Annotated in this window: 17 protein-coding genes; 7 read left to right on the top strand and 10 right to left on the bottom strand. The window is 75.9% G+C overall.

The features are described from left to right. Positions 1 to 201: 201 nt before the first annotated feature. Positions 202 to 1,401 carry a M20 family metallopeptidase gene (locus ACIPSC_RS28575; protein ID WP_400829257.1) on the top strand — a complete coding sequence of 400 codons (1,200 nt, stop codon included), beginning with the start codon at positions 202 to 204 and terminating at the stop codon, positions 1,399 to 1,401. Positions 1,402 to 1,460: 59 nt separating this feature from the next. On the opposite strand, the gene ACIPSC_RS28570 is transcribed toward ACIPSC_RS28575, so the two are convergent. From ACIPSC_RS28570 to ACIPSC_RS28545, 6 genes are all read right to left on the bottom strand, one after another. Then, positions 1,461 to 2,252 (bottom strand): AMP-binding protein, encoded by a 792-nt coding sequence (locus ACIPSC_RS28570; RefSeq protein WP_400829255.1) that lies wholly within the window; start codon positions 2,250 to 2,252, stop codon positions 1,461 to 1,463. Continuing rightward, positions 2,252 to 2,476, bottom strand: a complete 225-nt coding sequence (locus tag ACIPSC_RS28565) for a phosphopantetheine-binding protein (RefSeq protein ID WP_400829253.1) — start codon at positions 2,474 to 2,476, stop codon at positions 2,252 to 2,254. The genes ACIPSC_RS28570 and ACIPSC_RS28565 overlap by 1 nt, the downstream gene beginning before the upstream one ends. A 56-nt stretch (positions 2,477 to 2,532) precedes the next feature. Further along, a complete protein-coding gene (locus ACIPSC_RS28560) occupies positions 2,533 to 3,165 on the bottom strand; it encodes an isochorismatase family protein (protein ID WP_400829251.1) in 633 nt (210 codons plus the stop codon). Positions 3,166 to 3,201: 36 nt separating this feature from the next. Then, positions 3,202 to 4,896 (bottom strand): (2,3-dihydroxybenzoyl)adenylate synthase, encoded by a 1,695-nt coding sequence (locus ACIPSC_RS28555; protein ID WP_400829336.1) that lies wholly within the window; start codon positions 4,894 to 4,896, stop codon positions 3,202 to 3,204. A 116-nt stretch (positions 4,897 to 5,012) separates the two neighbouring features. Next, complete coding sequence (dhbC, locus tag ACIPSC_RS28550; RefSeq protein WP_400829334.1) at positions 5,013 to 6,215, bottom strand: isochorismate synthase DhbC; 1,203 nt, start codon at positions 6,213 to 6,215, stop codon at positions 5,013 to 5,015. Between the two features lie 188 nt (positions 6,216 to 6,403). After that, on the bottom strand, positions 6,404 to 7,219 hold the full coding sequence (locus ACIPSC_RS28545; RefSeq protein WP_400829249.1) for a 2,3-dihydro-2,3-dihydroxybenzoate dehydrogenase: 816 nt from the start codon (positions 7,217 to 7,219) through the stop codon (positions 6,404 to 6,406). A gap of 208 nt (positions 7,220 to 7,427) precedes the next feature. Here ACIPSC_RS28545 and ACIPSC_RS28540 point away from each other — a divergent pair, with 208 nt between their 5' ends. The 3 genes from ACIPSC_RS28540 to ACIPSC_RS28530 are packed head-to-tail and all read left to right on the top strand — an operon-like array spanning position 7,428 to position 10,240. Next, positions 7,428 to 8,738 carry an MFS transporter gene (locus ACIPSC_RS28540; protein WP_400829247.1) on the top strand — a complete coding sequence of 437 codons (1,311 nt, stop codon included), beginning with the start codon at positions 7,428 to 7,430 and terminating at the stop codon, positions 8,736 to 8,738. Positions 8,739 to 8,753: 15 nt separating this feature from the next. After that, complete coding sequence (locus tag ACIPSC_RS28535; RefSeq protein ID WP_400829245.1) at positions 8,754 to 9,482, top strand: TetR/AcrR family transcriptional regulator; 729 nt, start codon at positions 8,754 to 8,756, stop codon at positions 9,480 to 9,482. Between the two features lie 56 nt (positions 9,483 to 9,538). Then, on the top strand, positions 9,539 to 10,240 hold the full coding sequence (locus ACIPSC_RS28530) for a siderophore-interacting protein (protein WP_400829243.1): 702 nt from the start codon (positions 9,539 to 9,541) through the stop codon (positions 10,238 to 10,240). Positions 10,241 to 10,294: 54 nt separating this feature from the next. On the opposite strand, the gene cyaB is transcribed toward ACIPSC_RS28530, so the two are convergent. Both cyaB and ACIPSC_RS28520 read right to left on the bottom strand, forming a co-directional pair. Next, positions 10,295 to 10,870, bottom strand: coding sequence for a class IV adenylate cyclase (gene cyaB, locus ACIPSC_RS28525; RefSeq protein ID WP_400829241.1), 576 nt, complete (start codon positions 10,868 to 10,870; stop codon positions 10,295 to 10,297). Between the two features lie 130 nt (positions 10,871 to 11,000). Further along, positions 11,001 to 12,143 carry a CapA family protein gene (locus ACIPSC_RS28520; protein ID WP_400829239.1) on the bottom strand — a complete coding sequence of 381 codons (1,143 nt, stop codon included), beginning with the start codon at positions 12,141 to 12,143 and terminating at the stop codon, positions 11,001 to 11,003. Positions 12,144 to 12,444: 301 nt separating this feature from the next. On the opposite strand from ACIPSC_RS28520, the gene ACIPSC_RS28515 reads away from it, so the two are divergent. From ACIPSC_RS28515 to ACIPSC_RS28505, 3 genes are all read left to right on the top strand, one after another. Continuing rightward, on the top strand, positions 12,445 to 13,671 hold the full coding sequence (locus tag ACIPSC_RS28515) for a M48 family metalloprotease (protein WP_400829237.1): 1,227 nt from the start codon (positions 12,445 to 12,447) through the stop codon (positions 13,669 to 13,671). Positions 13,672 to 13,701: 30 nt separating this feature from the next. Next, complete coding sequence (locus tag ACIPSC_RS28510; protein WP_238862314.1) at positions 13,702 to 14,124, top strand: MarR family transcriptional regulator; 423 nt, start codon at positions 13,702 to 13,704, stop codon at positions 14,122 to 14,124. Between the two features lie 104 nt (positions 14,125 to 14,228). Next, positions 14,229 to 15,548 carry a PP2C family protein-serine/threonine phosphatase gene (locus ACIPSC_RS28505; RefSeq protein ID WP_400829235.1) on the top strand — a complete coding sequence of 440 codons (1,320 nt, stop codon included), beginning with the start codon at positions 14,229 to 14,231 and terminating at the stop codon, positions 15,546 to 15,548. A gap of 46 nt (positions 15,549 to 15,594) precedes the next feature. Here the strand turns inward: ACIPSC_RS28505 and ACIPSC_RS28500 are convergent, their stop codons facing one another. Both ACIPSC_RS28500 and ACIPSC_RS28495 read right to left on the bottom strand, forming a co-directional pair. Then, positions 15,595 to 17,001 (bottom strand): ABC transporter substrate-binding protein, encoded by a 1,407-nt coding sequence (locus ACIPSC_RS28500; protein WP_400829233.1) that lies wholly within the window; start codon positions 16,999 to 17,001, stop codon positions 15,595 to 15,597. Beyond that, complete coding sequence (locus tag ACIPSC_RS28495) at positions 16,992 to 17,615, bottom strand: hypothetical protein (protein WP_400829231.1); 624 nt, start codon at positions 17,613 to 17,615, stop codon at positions 16,992 to 16,994. Before ACIPSC_RS28495 ends, ACIPSC_RS28500 begins: the two co-directional genes overlap by 10 nt. Positions 17,616 to 17,668: the final 53 nt, after the last annotated feature.

The following is a 17,668-nucleotide window of genomic DNA, read 5'->3' as shown; positions in this document are numbered from 1 at the left end:
TTCATATTGTCTGGTCAACCGCCCGTCATGGCACGGGCCCTGACGCCTCCGGAGGCGCCGATGTCCCCCCTGAACGCGAACCCGCCCGGCCCCGGGACCGCGCCCGAGACCGCCGCGGAGGCGCGCGGGGACACGGCCGCGGGCGGGCGCCGGGGCGGTACGGCCGGCCCAGGAGGCCCAGCAGGTGCAGCCGCTGCGGGCGTGGCCGCATCGGGTGCGGCCCCTGCGGGCGTGGCCGCGCTCGAACGGGCCGGCCTCAAGGCCGCCGTGCGCGAGCGCGTCCACGCGCACCGCGACGAACTGCTCGCACTCAGCCGCCGCCTCCACGCCCACCCCGAGACCGCGTTCGAGGAGCACCGCGCCGCCGCCTGGTGCGCCGGGCTGCTGCGCGACCACGGCTACGCGGTCACCGCCCCCGCGCACGGTCTGCCGACCGCGTTCACCGCCACGATCGGCTCCGGCCCGGTCACCGTCGCCCTGGTCTGCGAGTACGACGCGCTGCCCGGGCTCGGCCACGCCTGCGGCCACAACCTGATCGCCGCCGCCGGCCTGGGCGCCGCCCTCGGCCTCGCACCGCACGCGGACCGGCTCGGGCTGACCGTCCGGGTGATCGGCGCCCCGGCCGAGGAGCGCGGCGCCGGGAAGGCGCTGCTGCTGGACGCCGGGGCCTTCGCCGGCGTGGACGCCGCGATGATGGTCCACCCCTGCCCGGTCGAGGTCGCCGACTTCCGCTCCTTCGCGCTCGGCACCCTCGCCGTCCGCTACACCGGACGGGCGGCCCACCCCAGCCTCAACCCGCACGAGGGCCGCAACGCCGCCGACGCCCTCACCGTCGCCCAGGTCGCGCTCGGCCTGCTGCGCCAGCAGTTGCCGCCGCACTGGCGGGTGCACGGCATCACCACCGCCGCCGGGACGGCCCCCAACCTGATCCCGGACACCGCCACCGCCGAGTACGAGATCCGCGCCTCGGCCGCCGAGGACCTGGCGGAGCTGCGCACCCGGGTGGAGGACTGCTTCCGCGCCGGCGCCCTGGCCACCGGCTGCGAGGTCGAGCTGACCCGGCCGGAGCCGGACTACCTGGACTTCCGCAGCGACGCCGGCCTGCTCGCGCTCTGGCGCGCCAACGCCCGCGCGCTGGGCCGGCCGGAGCCGGTCGAGAGCGGGCCGTTCGCCTGCACCGACATGGGCAACGTCTCGCACCTGCTCCCCGCGATCCACCCGGTGCTGGACATCACCGGCGGCGCCTGCGCCCCGCACGAACCGGCCTTCGCCGAGGCCGCCGTCTCCCCCGAGGCCGACCGCGCCGTGCTGGACGGCGCGATCGGGATGGCGTGGACGGCGGCCGACTTCGCAGCCGGCCACCCGGGCGCAGCCGTGCACGGGGGCGCGGCCGGCCGCTGACCGACCCGCCCCGGCGCCGGGCCGCTCTCCCCCGAACGCGGCAGGCAACCGGCGCCGGGTCAGTCGCGTCCGAGCAGGACGTGCACCGGCGCCGGGCCGGGCTCCGGGAGCAGGCCGCCGAGGACGGCCGGGGCCGCCCGCAGCGCGGTGACGCCCAGCTCCCGGACCAGCCCGCCCACGTCGGCGGGCCGTTCCGGACCGGCCAGCACCAGCGCCGCACCGGTCCGCAACGGCCAGAAGAACTCCCAGAGTGGCAGCCCAAGTTGCAGCACCCGGTCACCCGGCCCGAGCCGGTAGGCGGCCTGCAGCTCGCGCACCCGCCGGTCCGCCTCGCCGTGCGTCAGCGCGACGCCCGCCGGCCGCCCGCCGGGGCCGTAGCCCAGGCAGAGCGGGTGCTGCGGCGTCAGCGCGCGCGGCGGGTCGGTGGCCAACTCCGCCGCAAACTCGGCCGGTCCGGGCCGGACCGCGCCCGGCACACCCTCCCCCAGGACCGCGACCGGCTCGGCGTCGGAGCGCAGCCAGGCCAGCCGGCCGGGGGCGTCAGCCGGGTCCAACGGCAGGTACGCCGCACCGGACTTGGCGATCGCCAGCAGCGCCGGCAGCACGTCGGCCGGGCGGGCGAGCGCCAGGCCGACGACCGTGCCGGGGCGGGCGCCGAGGCCCGCCAGGTGCCGCGCCAACCGGTTGGCGCCCGCGTTCAGCTCGCCGTACGACACCTGCGTGCCGTCCGCGAACAGCAGCGCGGGCGCTCCGGGCGTCCGGGCGGCCTGCGCCTCGACCGGGCCGACCACGGTGGTGGGCGGCCGCTTCACCGGCGCGGTGCCCGGCGTCAGCACGTCGGCCCGGTCCATCAGGACGCGCCCAGCAGCTCGGCCCAGGCCTCCACGGCCGGCCGCTCGGCCAGCTGCGGAAACGACACCTCGGCGCCGTCCGCCCGCCACCGCTCGGCCAGGGCCATCAGCCGGACCGAGTCCAGGCCCCAGTCGACCAGGTTCTCGTCCAGCGGGATGTCCGCCGGGTCCTCGCCCAGCAGCTCGGCCACCTCGGCCCGGATCCGCTCCACGGTGAAGGCCATGCCCGTCACTTCCCCACTTCCCTTCGAAATGCGTCGAGTTCGGCGTCGTCGCCGGTTCAGGCGGCGCCGAGGACGGCGTCCGCGGTGGTGACCACGCCGCAGCGGCCGGCCACCCAGGCGAGCGCGGCGCGGTGCTCGTCCGCGCCGAAGTCGGCGACCGCGTCGGCCACCACGAAGGCCTCGATGTCGCGCATCCAGGCGTCGCAGGCGGTGGCCTGCACCCCGATGTGCGCGTAGACGCCGGTGATCACCAGCTGGTCGCGGCCCTGGGCGCGCAGCAGTTCGGCCAGCTCGGTGCGGGCGAAGGCGCTGTACTTCCACTTGGTCAGCAGGATGTCCCGCCCGCCCGGGGCGACGGCGTCGGCGACGGCCGCCGCGCGCGGGTCGTCCGGGATGCCGGGGCCCCAGAAGTCCTGCTGGAGGCCGCGCTGTTCCGGGCTCTGGCCGCCGGGCTGCGCCGAGTAGACGACCGGGACACCGAGGCGCTCGGCCTCCTTGCGCAGCCGGTTGACGTTGGCGAACAGCTCGGTGACCGGCGCCGCGCCGGTGTCGAAGGCGTCCAGGAAGTGGTTCTGCAGGTCGTGCACCAGCAGCACGGCGCGCGACGGTTCGACCGTCCAGGCGACCCGGTTCGCGGGCAGCTCGTCGGCGGCGGGCATGGGATAGGAGGGGATGCGGGGCAGGCCCACGGCGGTGCTTCCTTCGGTCTCAGGGGGTGGGGACTCTCAGGGGGTGGTGAGGGCGGCCGCGACGGCAGCCCGCAGGTCCTTCTTGCTGACCTTGCCGATCCCGGTGGCGGGGAACGCGTCGACGAACTCCACCCGGTCCGGCACCTTGTAGTCGGCGAGTCCGCGCGAACGCACGAACCGCTTCAACTCGACCGGCTTCGGCGGCCGTTCGCGTTCGCTCTCGTGCAGCACCACGTACGCGCAGGTGCGCTCGCCGAGGTAGGGGTCGGGCATCGAGACCACGGCCGCGTCGTGCACGGCCGGGTGGGCCAGCAGGTGGTTCTCGATCTCCTCCGCGGCGACCTTCTCGCCGCCGCGGTTGATCTGGTCCTTCGCCCGCCCCTCGACCACCAGGTGTCCGGTGGCGGTGCGCCGGACGAGGTCGCCGGTGCGGTAGAAGCCGTCCGCGGTGAAGGAGTTGCGGTTGTGCTCGGGCGCGTTCCAGTAGCCGCGGATGGTGTACGGGCCGCGGGTGAGCAGGTGGCCGGTGGTGCCGTCGGGCAGGTCGTGGTCCTCGTCGTCGACCACCCGGACCTCGTCGTCGGGGGAGATCGGCCGCCCCTGGGTGGTGACGATCACCTCCTCCGGGTCGTCCAGCCGGGTGTAGTTGACCAGCCCCTCGGCCATGCCGAACACCTGCTGGAGCGTGCAGCCCAGCACCGGGCGGACCCGGCGGGCCGCCTCCTCGCTGAACTTGGCGCCGCCGACCAGCAGCACCTCCAGGCTTGCCAGCCCGGTCGGCTCCCCCGCCGCGGCCCGCCGCTCGGCGGCGTCCAGCCAGAGCAGCGCCAGCGGCGGCACGAGGCCCGTGATGGTCACGCCCTCGCGCTCGATCAGCGGGAACGCCGCCTCCGGGCCGGGCTGCGGGCAGAGCACCACCCGGCCGCCCGCGTACAGCGTGCCGAGCGAACCCGGCGAGCTGAGCGGGAAGTTGTGCGCGGCCGGCAGCGCGCAGAGGTAGACGCTCCGCTCGTCCTGGCCACAGATCTCCACCGAGCCGCGCAGCGAGTGGATGTAGTCGTCGTGGGTGCGCGGGATCAGCTTGGGCACGCCGGTGCTGCCGCCGGACAGCTGCAGGAAGGCGACGTCCTCCGGCTGCGGTTCGACGACCGGGCCCGGGCCGTCGACCGGCACGTCGGCCAGCCGGACGTGCTCCCCCGCGTCCTCGCCGGCCACCAGCACCAGCCGCAGGGACGGCGTCTCCGCCTTCACCCGGCCGGCCAGTTCGCGGTAGTCGAAGCCGCCCTCGACGGCCGGGACCACGTAGCCGGCCGCGCCGGTGAAGGAGCAGAAGTAGGAGATCTCGGTGTAGCGGTGGGCGGGCAGCGCGAAGACCGGCAGGGCGCCGATCCGGAAGAGCGCGAAGACCACCTCGAAGAACTCGGCCACATTGGGGAGCTGGACCACCACCCGGTCGCCGCGGCCGATGCCGCGGGCGAGCAGGCCGGCGGCCATCCGGTCGGCGCGGCGGTCGAGTTCGGCGTAGCTCCAGTGGCGCGGACCGCCGGCCCCGTCGGGGCTGCCCGGCCCGGCGGGGTCGACGGGGTCGGTGATCGCGATGCGCTCGCCGTGGGCGGCGGCGCGCTCGCGCAGCATCCGGCCGAAGGTCTCGCCGCGCCAGTGGCCGGCGGCCCGGTAGCGCTCGGCGAACTCCGCCGGGTAGGGGGTGAAGCCGGCCAGCACCTCGGCCATCGGGTCGGCGGCCGGCCCGGCGGCGCCGTCGGCAGCCGCCGCGGACGCGCCCCCGGACAGCTCGCCGGACCAACCTTCGAACGCCACGGCGCCCGTCACGTCCTTGCTCCCGGCGCTCATCGCGGCACCCCCGCGGCGTCCAGGAAGGTCCGGAACTTGGCGCTGGTCTCGGCGAGTTCGGCCTCGGGACGGGACTCGGCGACGACCCCCGCCCCCGCGTAGACCCGCAGGGTCCGCTCGTCCGCCTCGGCGCAGCGCAGGGTGACCACCCACTCGCCGTCGCCGTCCGCGTCGCCCCAGCCGACCATGCCGGCGTACAGGCCGCGGTCGAAGGGCTCGATCTCGCCGATCGCGCGGCGCGCCAGCGGCGTCGGCGTGCCGCAGACGGCCGGGGTCGGGTGCAGGGCGGTGGCCAGCTCCAGCGCGGAGACGGCCGGGTCGGCCAGCTCGGCGGTGATGGTGGTGGCGAGGTGCCACATGGCGGCGGTGCGGACCAGGGTCGGCCGCTCCGGCACGTCCAGCGTCCGGCAGTACGGGGCCAGCGCGGCACGGATCGCGTCGACCACGACGGCGTGCTCGTGCAGGTCCTTGGGCGACTCCAGCAGCGCGGCGGCGCGGCGCACGTCCTCGCCGAGGTCGGCGCTGCGCGGCACCGACCCGGCCAGCGGGTTGGCCAGGACGGCCGTGCCGCGGCGGGAGAGCAGCAGTTCGGGGCTGGCGCCGATCAGCGTCCGGCCGGAGCCGGCCGGGACGGCGAAGCTGTAGCCGCCAGGGTCGCGGCGGGCCAGTCTCTGGAGGATCGCGGGCAGGTCGAGCGGGCGGCCGGCGGTCAGTTCCAGCGTGCGGGCGAGCACCACCTTGTCCAGCTCACCGGCCCGCAGGCGCCGGACGGCCTCCGCGACGCCGGCGCCGTAGGCCTCCGGGGCGGGGACGGGGCGGACGTTCCACTCGACCCGGTCGGCGGCCGGGGCGGGCAGCGCGATCAGCGGATCGTCGCGCAGCGCGCCGCAGTGGCGGACCCGGGCGGGCACGGCCAGTTCGGCGCGGCTGTCGTGGTCGAACGCCACCGCGCCCACCACCAGCGGGTGTTCGACGCCGTCCCGGCGGGCGCGGGCGAGCGTGTCGGCGACCCGGACGGGCAGCGGGCGCCCGTCCTGCGGCACCCGGACGTGCACGCCGTCGGTGAGCAGCGTGCGGGTCGGGGAGGCGAAGAACGCCTCGTCGGGCGCGGCCCGGTACTGGCCCAGCAGCCCGCTGGCCGCGCCGATGACGGTGGGATCCGTCCCGGCGGGGGCGTGGTGCACCGTGGTCACCTGGATTCTCCAGTCTGCGAGTGGTCGCCGGGCGCTGCGCGTGGCGCCGGCCGGCGGGTGGTGGGGTGGTGGGGGGGGACCGGCTCGGAGCCCGGACCCGGGGTGCGGGCCCGGGCGGGATCGGCCCCGGGGCGGGCCCGGACCGAGCGGCCGGGCTGGCCTCCGGAGGGGCGGCTCCACGAAGGCCGTGCGGGTCAGGCCCGCAGGGTGGCACCGCCGTCCACGTACAGGTCGTGCATGGTGATGTGCCGCGCCCGGTCGGAGACCAGGAAGGCCACCGCCTCGGCGATGTCGGCGGGTTGGGCGATCCGGCCGAGCGGGATGCCCACCCGCCAGCCGGCCGGATCGCCGTCGACGACCCGCCGTTCGGCCGCCTCGGCGTCGTCGCCCCAGAGCGCGCGCTGCATCTCGGTGTCGGTGGAACCGGGCGAGACGATGTTGCAGCGCACGCCGGAGCGGGCCAGCTCCAGACCCAGACAGCGGGTGAACATGGTGGCCGCCGCCTTGGAGGCCGCGTAGGCGGCCATGCCGGCGCGCGGCACCCCGGCGGCGTTGGACCCGACGGTGACGATCGACCCCGAGCCGCGCGCCGCCATCCGGCCGCCGACCGCCCGGCAGGTGTGGAACACCCCGGTGCTGTTGACGGCGAAGGTGTCCGCCCAGTCCTGGTCGGAGAGTTCGACGGCGGGCGAGGTCCGCAGGATCCCGGCGACGTTCACCAGGACGCCGACCGGCCCGAGTTGGCGTTCGATCAGCTCCACGGTGGACTCGACGGCCGCCGCGTCGGTGACGTCCAGCACGTACCGGCGGACGGAACCGCCGAGCCCCTCCGCCAGCGCGGCGAGCGGGCCCGGGTTTCGGTCGACCGCCGCGACGGCGGCCCCCGCGACGGAGAGCGCCCGCACCACGGCGGCACCGATGCCCTGCCCGGCGCCCGTCACCACGGCAGTGGTGCCGACCAATTCCGACTGCAGCACAGGAAATCCCCTCCGACCAGCAACGTTAGGCAAGCCTAACCTAACACAGTTGTTCGGGTGCGCCGAGAGGTCGTGCAGTTCCTGCGGGGTCGTCAACTGGCGAAAGCGGGGCCGACCCCGGCCCGGCGCGATGGACGCCCATGAAAGTAGACGCAACGTTGCGTCCAGTGCTAGCGTCCCGATCGAGGTACGTAGACGCAACGTTGCGTCCACTTTCGCCGCCCCACTCCCGAGGAGCCCCGTGACCACCACCCCACCGCCCCGCACCGGCCCGGCGCCCGAGGCCGCCGGGCCGACGCCGGCCAAGTCGCCGGCCCCCTCCGGCGCGCCCGCCCCGGCCGCCCTCTCGCCCCGCACCGACCCGTTGGCCCGGGCCGCCATCGCCCTCGCCTTCTGGGTGACGATGGCCGGCACCACCGTCCCGACCCCGCTCTACCCGCTCTACCAACACGCCTTCGGCTTCTCGCCGTTCACCGTCACGGTGATCTTCGCCGTGTACGCCCTCGGCGTCGTCGCCGGACTGCTCACCCTCGGCCGGCTCTCCGACGAGATCGGCCGCCGCCCCGTCCTGGCCGGCGCCCTGCTGCTCGCCGCCGGCGCCGCCGGACTCTTCGAGGCCGCCGACTCGCTGCCCTGGCTGCTCGCCGCCCGCGTCCTCTCCGGCCTCGCCGCCGCCCTGGTCACCGGCGCCGCGACCGCCGCACTGCTCGACCTCGCCCCGCCCGAGCGCCGCCTGCGCGCCCAGACCGTGGCGCTCGCCGCCAACATGGGCGGCCTCGCCGGCGGCACCCTGCTCTCCGGCCTGCTGACCACCTGGGTCGACACCGACGCACCGCTGCAGCTGCCGTGGACGGTGACGCTCGCCCTGACCGCGGTCGCCCTGATCGCGCTGCCGGCCGTGCCCGAGACCGTGAGCTCCCCGGCGGGCTTCCGCCTGCGCTTCCAGCGGCTGCGCGTCCCGGCCGACGTCCGGCCCGCCTTCCTGCGCGCCGCGCTGACCGGCGGTTCGGGCTTCGCCGTGCTCGGCGTGCTGACCTCGGTCAGCGGCCTCTTCCTGGCCACCGTCCTGGACGTGCACAGCCCCGCGCTCACCGGCCTGGTCGTCTGCCTGGCGTTCGCCAGCACCGCCGTGGGCCAGCTGCTGGCCCGGGTGCTGCCCGCGCCCCGCGCGCTGCCGACGGCCTGCGCCGGACTGGTCCTGGCGTCCGCACTGATCGCCACCGCGCTGCTCACCTCGACGCTCGCGCCACTGCTGATCGGCGCCTGCGTCAACGGCCTCGCCACCGGCACCGCCGTCGGCACCGGGCTCGGCACGGTGAACAACGGCGTCGCACCGCAGCGGCGCGGCGAGGCGATCTCCACCTTCTTCGCCGTCCTCTACACGATGCTGTCGGTGCCGGTGGTCGGCGTCGGCGTCCTGATCCAGGTCACCGACCTGCGCACGGCCGGTGTCACGTTCAGCGCGCTGGTCGCCGCGCTCGCCCTCGTGGTCGCGGCCGGCCTGCTCCGAAACCGGGTGCGGCCGGCGGCCGGTGCCCCCGAGGCGTCGTGAGTGGGGCGTGAGAGGATGGCCCCGACCGACCCGCCCGACCGCCGCGCGAACCCCGTACGCCCCGCACGGCTCGCCCACAAGGACGCCAGGACCATCGCCGCCCAGCCCAGCCCCGCCACCGGAAGCACCGGGAACGCCCGGACCGCCGGCAGCGCCGCCACCGGAGGCACCGGCAGCCGCAGCGCCGGCAGCCGCCGGAGCGAGGCCGCGCGCCTGGCCGTGCTGAACGCCGCGGACGACCTCCTGGTCGAGTACGGCTTCGAGGGCCTCACCATCGAGGGCATCGCCGCCGCGGCCGGGGTCGCCAAGCAGACGATCTACCGCTGGTGGAAGTCCAAGGTCGACATCCTCTTCGACAACCTCGTCCTGGACGGCGGAAGCGCCCTCGGCTGGCCCGAACACCCGTCCGGCCCCGCCGACGTACGCGCGTACGTCCACCGCTTCGCGGCCTTCCTCGGCGAGGAGCCGGCCGGCCGGGTCCTCCAGGCCCTCCTCGGCCACGCACAACTCGACCCGCGCACGGCAGAGTTGCTGCACAGCGGATTCCTCGACGAGCTCCGCGCCCGGGACGTCGCAAACGTCCGCACCTGCCTGGGCCTCGCCGACGACGACCGGGCCGCCGCCGTCCTCGACGCCGTCCTCGCCCCGCTCTACCACCGCGCCCTGGTGCTGCGCCGCCCGCTCGACGCCGCGTTCGTCGACGCGCTGCTCGACCAGCAGCTCGGCCGGCAGCCCGCGCGCTGACCCCTTCCCCTCCCACCTCCGGCCCGTGTCACGCCCGGGCCGGCTCTGGAGCGACCATGTTCAAGCGTCCCCGTCCGACCTTCGACGTCGAGGTCACCGCGGTTTCCCCGCTGACCTCCACCCTCCTCCGGCTCACCCTGGCCGGCCCCAAGCTGGCCGACCTCGCGATCGAACACCCCACCCAGTGGGTCAAGTTGGCGACCCCGGACGGCGCGTCCCGGGCCTACACCATCCGCCGGCACCGGCCGGCCGAGGGCGAGGTGGACATCGACTTCGTCCTGCACGGCAACGGCCCCGCCGCCCGCTGGGCCGCGCGGGCCCGTCCCGGCGAGCCGATCCGGCTGGCCGGACCGCGCGGCCGGCGGCCCGCCTTCGACGGCGCCACGCACATCCTCCTCGCCGCCGACGAGAGCGCGCTGCCCGCCGCCTTCACCATCCTGGAGCAACTCCCGCCCGGCGTCCGGGTGTCCGCCTACTTCGAGGTGGCCGAACCGGCCGATACCCTGCCCGTCGACACCGCCGCCGAGCTCACCACCACCTGGCTGCCCCGGGCGGGCACCGCCCACCCCAAGGGCGGGCTGCTCGCCGACGCCGTCCGCGCCGTGGACATCCCCGGCGGGACCCACGCCTGGCTGGCCGGCGAGGCGGGCGCCGTCGCCGCCGTCCGCCGCCACCTCCTCACCGACTGGGCCCTCCCCCGCGAGCACGTGCAGGCGAAGGGCTACTGGAAGCACGGCGAGGCCGACCACAAGGGCTGAGGCGGGAGTTCGGGCCGGCCGGCCTCCGGCGGACGGGCCGCCGCGGCCCGCGCCTCAGCGGTCCGGCCGGCCCTCCTGCCGGGCCACCGCATCGGTGTACAGCTCGGTGGTGAAGTCCCCATCCCCCAGGCCGAGTTCGGCCATCACCCGGCGGACGTCGGCGAGCGCGGCCGGCAGCCCCTCCGCCGCCTCGACGGCGGTCTCCACCTCCAGGAAGACCCCGTCCAACCGCGCCACCCGGACGAGGGTCGCCAGCATCGGCCGGCCCTCGTACCCGAAGGCGTAGCTGCGACAGCGCTTCTCGAACGCGAGGCGCCGGACGAACCCGAGGCCGCGCACGATCCCGTGCGCGGCCTCGACGTCCGCCACCTCGGTCTCGTGCTCCGGCTTGGACCCGGAGGCGGCATCCACCCGGGCGCCCTTGTACGTGAGCAGCGCGCGACTCCCGCCGTCCGCACCCTCCACCACCCGAATCCGCAACTCATGGTCGGCGCCCATCAGTCCGCCGTCCGGCGCGTCGTAGTAGGTGTCCCGGTACACCTCGGAGCGCCCCGGCCCGTGTGCCGCCTCCAACCGGCGCAGCACCGCGCGCGGCTCCCGCACCACGGCCTTCAGCTCGGCCTCGATCACCTCACGGCCTCCTCGGCGGTGCTCCCGGGACCTGCCCGCCGGCCCGTCCGGGCCGTCCCGGAGGCCGCGCTGCCCGGCATGACGCCACTTTAGCTGCGCCCGACCCCGGATCGGCGCTCGACGACACCGGTCAGTGCGCGGCGGGCGCCGGGGCCAGGCCGGTACAGCCGCGCAGGCCGTCGCGGCGCTTGAGCGCGGCCTCGGCGGCGGCGCCGCTCTGCGGGACGGGCACGCCCCGGTCGTCGACGGTCGCCGGGGCGAAGCTCTCGCCGGTGACCTTCCCCTCCTTGGAGACGGTGAGCGTGGTGACGCCGGTCTCGTTGGAGAAGGCGTAGTTGGACGTCCCGTACCAGAGGAAGTTCCCGAAGCCGTAGCCGACGTAGGTGTTCCCGAGCATGCCCGAGCCGAGCATGGTGTGCGCGTGCGTACCGACCACGGCGGTGGCGCCGGCCGCCGCGAGCTTCTTCGCGATCGCGGTCTGGGCGCCGGTCGGGCAGGCCTTTCCCTCCTCGCCCCAGTGCAGGTAGACGAGCACCACGGGGGCCTGCTTCTTGGCCGCTTCCACCGCCTTGACCAGCGCAGGAACGTCCAGGGCCGAGGCGATGCCCGGCTTGTTGGCGCCGGCGCGCCACTTCTGGTTGGTGAGGTCCTCGACCTGGCTGGCCGCGACCACCGCGACCTTCACCCCGCGCACCGTGCTGACGTACGGCGCGTACGCCTCCTTGGCGTTGCGGCCGAAGCCGACGACCGGGATGGGCGAGGACTCCTTGGCGGCGAGGGTGTCGGCGAGGCCGTCGGCGCCGAAGTCCACCGCGTGGTTGTTGGCCATCGAGACGACGTCGACGCCGGAGTCCTTGAGGACGCCGAGCGCCTTGGGGGAGGTGCGGAAGGTGTAGGTCTTCTGCTCCGGGGCGCCGCGGTCGGTGATCGCGGTCTCCAGGTTGAGGACCGAGAGGTCGGCGTCGGCCAGCGTCTGCGCGATCGGGCCGAGCGCCTGCTCGGGGGCCTTCACGGCGAGCCGGGACTCCGTCCGGCCCTCGAAGTGGACGTCGCCCGCGAAGGCCACGGTGATGCTGCCGTCCGGCCGGGGCGCGGCCGCGGCGCCGCTCGGCGCGGCGGCTCCGGTGGGGGCGGCGCCGCCGGTGGCCGCGGCGGTGGGGGGCGGGGCGGCGTCGGCCGCCCTGGCGGGGGCCGGGTCGGGGTCGTCGGGGCCGCAGGCGGCGAGCGGGACCAGCCCGAGCAGCAGTGCGACGGCGGCCGCGGCACGGCGCATGAGTGATCCCCCCGAGGTCGGTCCAAGAGCGGTCAGCCTACGTCACTCCCCCGCGGCTCCTTCGCCCCGCGTCCACACCGCGTTCGACCGCCGGCCGGGACCGCCCGGGCCGGGGAGGCGGTGCGTCCGCGCGGACGCACCGCCTCCCCGGCCCGGCCGAGCAGTGACATGCTGGTCCCGGACCGACCGGCCGCGACCGACCGGCCCACCGGCAACGGCCCCCGCCGGGCTCCCGGCCCCTGGCCCCGGCCCCGGCCCGCCGGCAACCGACAACGAGCAGATGACGGGTGACGGACAGCAGATGACAGACTCGGCCGGCCCGGCTCCGGGCGCCGCTCCCCCTCCCACCCCCGCGACCGCCGCCGGCGACTTCACCCCCGCCGAGCGCGCCCGCGGCCGGGCGCTGCGCCGCGCCCAGCTGCCCTGGGCGCTGGGCGGGCGGCTGGCCGGGCTGGCGCTCGCCCTGCTGCTCGGGCTGACCCCGGCCGGCGCCGCACTGGTGACCACGGTCGGCGGCTGGTTCGGCGGCTCCCGCACCGCGGAGGTGCTGGCCGGGGCGGCCGCACTGGTGGTCCTCGGCCAGGCGGTGCAGCTGCCGTTCGGCGCCGGCGTCCGCACCGTCCGGGCCCGGTTCGGCCTGGTGACCCAGGGCTGGGGAGGCTGGGCCGTGGACGCGCTGCGCGGCCTGGCGCTCGGCCTCGTCCTTGCTCTGCCGGTGGCGCTCGGCCTGTTCGCCCTGACCGCCCGGTCGCCCCGGTACTGGTGGATCCCGGCCGCGGGCGCGGCGGCGCTGCTCACCGCGGTGCTCTCCTTCCTCTACCCGCTGCTGGTCGAGCCGGTGTTCAACCGGTTCACCCCGATGCCGCCCGGCCCGCTGCGCGACGCCCTGCTCGGGCTCGCCGAGCAGGACGGCGTCCGGGTGCGGGACGTCCTGGTGGCGGACGCGTCGCGGCGGACGACGGCGCTCAACGCGTACGTGTCCGGCCTGGGCGCGACCCGCCGCATCGTCGTGTACGACACGCTGCTGGCCACCGCCGAGCCGCGCGAGGTGGAGCTGGTGGTGGCTCACGAGCTGGGGCACGTGAAGCACCGGGACGTGCTGACCGGCACAGTGCTCGGCGCGGTGGGGGCGGCCTTCGTGGTGGTCGTGCTCGGGCTGCTGGCCGACTGGGGGCCGCTGCTCTCGGCCGCCGGGGCGACGGACGCGGCCGATCCGCGCGCGCTGCCGCTGCTGGCCGCCTGCGCGGCCCTGCTGGGCGCACTGTCGGGCCCGGTCCAGTGCGCGGTGAGCCGCCGGGTCGAGGTCCGGGCCGACCGGCACGCCCTCGAACTCACCTCGGACGCGGAGCAGTTCATCGCGATGCAGCGCAGACTGGCAGTGACCAACGTCTCGGACGTCGACCCGCCCCGGGTGCTTGAGCTACTGTTCGCCACTCACCCGAGCGCGACCCGCCGGACAGCGGCCGCCCGCGCCTGGCAGGCGTCGGCGCCCGGACCGGCCGCCGACCCCGGCAAATCCGTTGTATAGTGCAACAAATTTCCGAGGAGGTAGGAAGCCGTGCCCGGCCGCGAGACGTCGATCGACACCATCCAGCGCGAGCTGACCGCCTTCGCCCGGCGGGCCCGCCACAAGGCGAGCCAGCTGCACCCGGACCTCTCCCTGGTCACCTACAGCATCCTCGACCTGATCAACGAGCGCGGCGGCTGCCGGGCCGCCGACGTGGCCTCCCACTTCATGCTGGACAAGTCCACCGTGAGCCGCCAGGTCACCGCGCTGGAGAAGCTCGGCCTGCTGCGCCGCGAGACCGACCCGGACGACCAGCGCGGCCAGATCCTCGGCACCACCGAGGCGGGCCTCGCCCTGCTCCGCGACGCCAACGAGCAGCGCCGGGCGGCCTTCACCGCCCGCTTCACCGACTGGTCGGACGAGGACGTGGCCCGGTTCGCCGACTACCTCGCCCGCTACGGCGCCGAGGGCTGACCACCGCCGCGCCCCGGGGCGTCCGGCGGACTCCCCGGGCCGGCCGGGACCCGCCCGGGGCCGCCGAAGTGCGCCCCACCGCCCGGACGGTGTACAGAGGAGAGGTGCCACTTCGGCAGCGTCCCCACGACCGCCGCCCGTCGTGGCGGCCCGGCCGCCGCGCGCTGACGGTGCTGCCGCTCGCGCTCATCGCGGTGATCTCGATCGTCGACGTCCTCGCGCCCTCGCAGATCCACCTGGGCCCGCTGCTGATCGTCGCCCCCGCCATCACCGCCTCCTTCGCCGGCGCCCGCGCCACCACCGTCGTCGCCCTGCTCTCACTGGCCGCGCTGACCGTCATAGGGTTCCTGCGCGACGGCATCACCACCGCCAACCACGAGACCCAGCTGGGCGCCCTGATCGCCGTCTCGGCGCTGATCGTCGGCCTGCGCGTGCTGCGCGACCAGCACGAACGCGAGCTGGCCCAGGTCCGGACGGTCTCCGAGGCGGCCCAGCGCGTCCTGCTGCGCCCGCTGCCGGAGCGGATCGGGCCGCTCCACCTCGCCTCCGTCTACCTGGCCGCCGAGGCCGAGGCGCAGGTCGGCGGCGACCTCTACGCGGCGGCCCGCACGGCCGGCGGCACCCGGCTGCTGGTCGGCGACGTCCGCGGCAAGGGCCTCTCCTCGCTGGGCGACGCGGCCCTGCTGCTGGGCGCCTTCCGGGCCGCCGCCCACCTCCACGCCGACCTCCCCGAGCTCGCCGGCTACCTGGACGGCAGCGTCTGCTGGGACCTCGCCCAGCTCGGCGACCAGGACCGTTACCCGGACGCCGGACGGGACGGCGCACCGGCCCACGGCCGGGAGCGGGGGCACGGGCTGCAGCGGAGCCTGGACCGCGGGCTGGACCTGAGCCTGGAGAAGCTGGGCCGGGGGCTGGAGCGCAGCGCGGAGACCGCCGCAGGCCTCGGCCGGGGGGACGGGTCCGGCTCGGACGGCGACGGCGGCGGCGCGGCCGCGGACGACCGCGGCGAGTCCTTCATCACCGCCGTCATCCTGGACATCCCGGACGACGACTCGGTGCTCCGCCTCATCGACTGCGGCCACCCGCCCCCACTGCTCCTGAACGCCGACGGCATCACCGTCCTGAACGCACGCCACCCGGCGCCACCGCTCGGGCTCGGCGAGCTCGCCCCCACCAAGTACGAGGTGGAGGTCTTCCCGTTCCTGCCCGGCGACCGGCTGCTGATCTACACCGACGGTGTGATCGAGGCCCGCGACCCGGAGCGGCGCTTCTACCCGCTGACCGAGCGCGTCGACGCCTGGCGCTCCGAGCGCCCGGAGGTCCTGCTGAACCGCCTCCGCCGCGACCTGCTGGCCCATGTCGGCGGCCGGATGGACGACGACGCGGCGATGGTCATGGTGGAGCGGCTCCCCCGCCGCGGCTGAGGCCTCCCGGCCGGCCGGGGCCACGGCCGGCCGGGCTCTGCCCGCGTCACGGCCGGTACGGCAGCTGCGGCACCTCGAAGCAGGTGGAGGTCATCGACGCCACCTGGGTGACCCAGCCGCCCTTGCCACCCTGGGCGGAGTCCTGCCAGCGGGCCGCGTTCAGGCAGGCCCGGGTCGGCCCGCTCGGCGGGGGCTGCGGGACGAAGTCGGCGGGCAGGATCAGCCCGTGCGCGTCGTAGGGCTCCGGGCGGTTCATGAACCGCTCCACGCAGGCCCGGGTGAGGTCCGCCCCGCAGGAGTCCATCGCATCGGTCAGCCACTGCGCGCCCGCCCAGCCCTCCAGCTCCCAGGCCGAGAGCAGCGGCTCGCGGTCGGGGTAGTACTTGGCCATCGCGGCGCGGAACTGCGCCACCGGCGGGTGGTCGACGTCCTCGTAGTTGAGGCTGGACGAGGTGGCCCAGAGCACGTTCCGGCAGGTGGGCGAGGCCTGGTAGTCCCGCCGGACGGTCTCGGACCAGTTCTGCACGTTGGTCACCTTCGCCTCGACCCGCACGCCCGCGTCGTCCAGCGCCCGGCAGAGCGCCGCGTTGCCGCGGGTGTCCATCGCGTCGAAGAGCAGCTGCGAGCCGTCGGCGCGGACGGCCGCGGCCACCGCCTGGAAGTTCGGCAGCGCGAAGTCGACCGTCTGGGTCAGCACCCGGTAGCCCTCCGCCTCCAGGCCGTCCCGCAGCTGCGCGGCGTAGCGGGCCGAGTCGGCCTGGTTGTAGGCGACCACGGCGGCGCTGCGCGCGCCGAGCCGCTCCTTGAAGAAGCGGTACACCTCGGTGGTCTGGTAGAGCGTGCCGTTCCAGCCGACGGCGTTCCCGTCCCGCGGCGCGCTGTTGCCGTAGATCTCGTAGAGGTGCGGCCAGCGGTCGTACGCGGTGCCGATCGGCTGGCCGCCGACGTCCGGCACGCCCTTCTCGCTGACGTACGGCGCGCCCGCGTAGTCGAGCACGCTGCCGGAGACGAAGGCGAAGACGTGCGACTGGTCGATCAGGCGGTGGACGCAGTCCTGGTTGCCGATGCCGCTGCCGCCGTCGTCGCAGGTGACCACCTTGACCGTGCGCCCGTGCAGGCCGCCGCGGTCGTTGAGGGCCTGGACGAAGGCCAGCGCGCCGTAGCGCGGGCCGCTGAACACCTCGCTGCCGACCGGGCTGGTCAGCGAGGTGACGATGCCGATCCGGATCTCGGAGGCGGTGACCCCGGTGTCGGAGGCCGGGTTGCCGCCCGCGGAGGTGCCGGGGCCGGAGGCGGGGCGGGAGGTGAACGCGCTGTCCGGCAGCCGGGTGCCGCAGCCGGTCGCGAGCAGCAGGACGGCCGCCAACAGCCCGGCGCCGAACCGCGCGGCACCGGGCCGCCGACGACCGGACACGTCGGCGGCCCGGGGGAACGCGCCCGCCGTCAGCTGCATCCGGGGATCGGGGTGCCGCTCGCGCCGCCGGCCTGGGTGAGCAGGCCGCAGAGGCTGGCGCGGGACACCTTCCAGGTGCCGTTCTCCAGCACGGCCTGGCCGGTGGCGCTGGGCTCGACCACGTTGCCCTGGAGGGAGAGCTCGTAGGTGACGGTCGCCTCGGTCGCCGAGTTGAACGAGACGTCCGTGACCCTGGCCTTCACCTGGCCGACCCGCGGGTCCTGGGAGAAGCCCTCAAGGACCGGCAGCAGCTGGTCACCGTTCTGGAGCAGTGCGGCCTTGTCGGGGATCGAGGTGTTGGGGTCGAAGAACTTCTCCCAGTTGGCGGTGACCTGGCTCTTGGCGGCCGCCACGTCGGCGGGCGCGGTGGCCCCGGCGGTCGGACTGGCGGTCCCGCCCGCGGTCGGCGAGCCGGTGGCGGCCGTGGGGAGGGTCGGCGAGGGGGACGCCGAGGAGCTGGACTCACTGCTGCTGCACGCGGCCACCGTGCCCACCAGCAGCAGGGCCAGCAGGACGCCCACCCAGCGCCGGACCGGGGCGCCGTGCCGGACCGGGGCGCCGTGGGTGTCGTGGGGGTCGTGAGTCTCGTGGGGGTCGCTCTTCCTCACGTGCATGGTGTTCCTCTCGACGGCGGCGGGTGGAGTCCGCGCGGCCCGCTCTGCCGATG

The sequence above is a fragment of the Kitasatospora sp. NPDC090091 genome, from assembly GCF_044747365.1.
Taxonomy (GTDB): domain Bacteria; phylum Actinomycetota; class Actinomycetes; order Streptomycetales; family Streptomycetaceae; genus Kitasatospora.
The sequence above is the reverse complement of the archived record's forward strand: the minus strand, read 5'-3'. Positions and strand labels throughout refer to the sequence as shown.

Bases quoted from the DNA above. Each gene is read 5' to 3' on its own strand.
- ACIPSC_RS28565 (WP_400829253.1), bottom strand. From the start codon at position 2,476: ATGGCCTTCACCGTGGAGCGGATCCGGGCCGAGGTGGCCGAGCTGCTG.
- ACIPSC_RS28500 (WP_400829233.1), bottom strand. From the start codon at position 17,001: ATGCAGCTGACGGCGGGCGCGTTCCCCCGGGCCGCCGACGTGTCCGGT.
- ACIPSC_RS28535 (WP_400829245.1), top strand. From the start codon at position 8,754: ATGGCCCCGACCGACCCGCCCGACCGCCGCGCGAACCCCGTACGCCCC.
- ACIPSC_RS28530 (WP_400829243.1), top strand. From the start codon at position 9,539: ATGTTCAAGCGTCCCCGTCCGACCTTCGACGTCGAGGTCACCGCGGTT.
- ACIPSC_RS28570 (WP_400829255.1), bottom strand. From the start codon at position 2,252: ATGGACCGGGCCGACGTGCTGACGCCGGGCACCGCGCCGGTGAAGCGG.
- ACIPSC_RS28495 (WP_400829231.1), bottom strand. From the start codon at position 17,615: ATGCACGTGAGGAAGAGCGACCCCCACGAGACTCACGACCCCCACGAC.
- ACIPSC_RS28515 (WP_400829237.1), top strand. From the start codon at position 12,445: ATGACAGACTCGGCCGGCCCGGCTCCGGGCGCCGCTCCCCCTCCCACC.
- ACIPSC_RS28520 (WP_400829239.1), bottom strand. From the start codon at position 12,143: ATGCGCCGTGCCGCGGCCGCCGTCGCACTGCTGCTCGGGCTGGTCCCG.
- ACIPSC_RS28555 (WP_400829336.1), bottom strand. From the start codon at position 4,896: ATGGCCGAGGTGCTGGCCGGCTTCACCCCCTACCCGGCGGAGTTCGCC.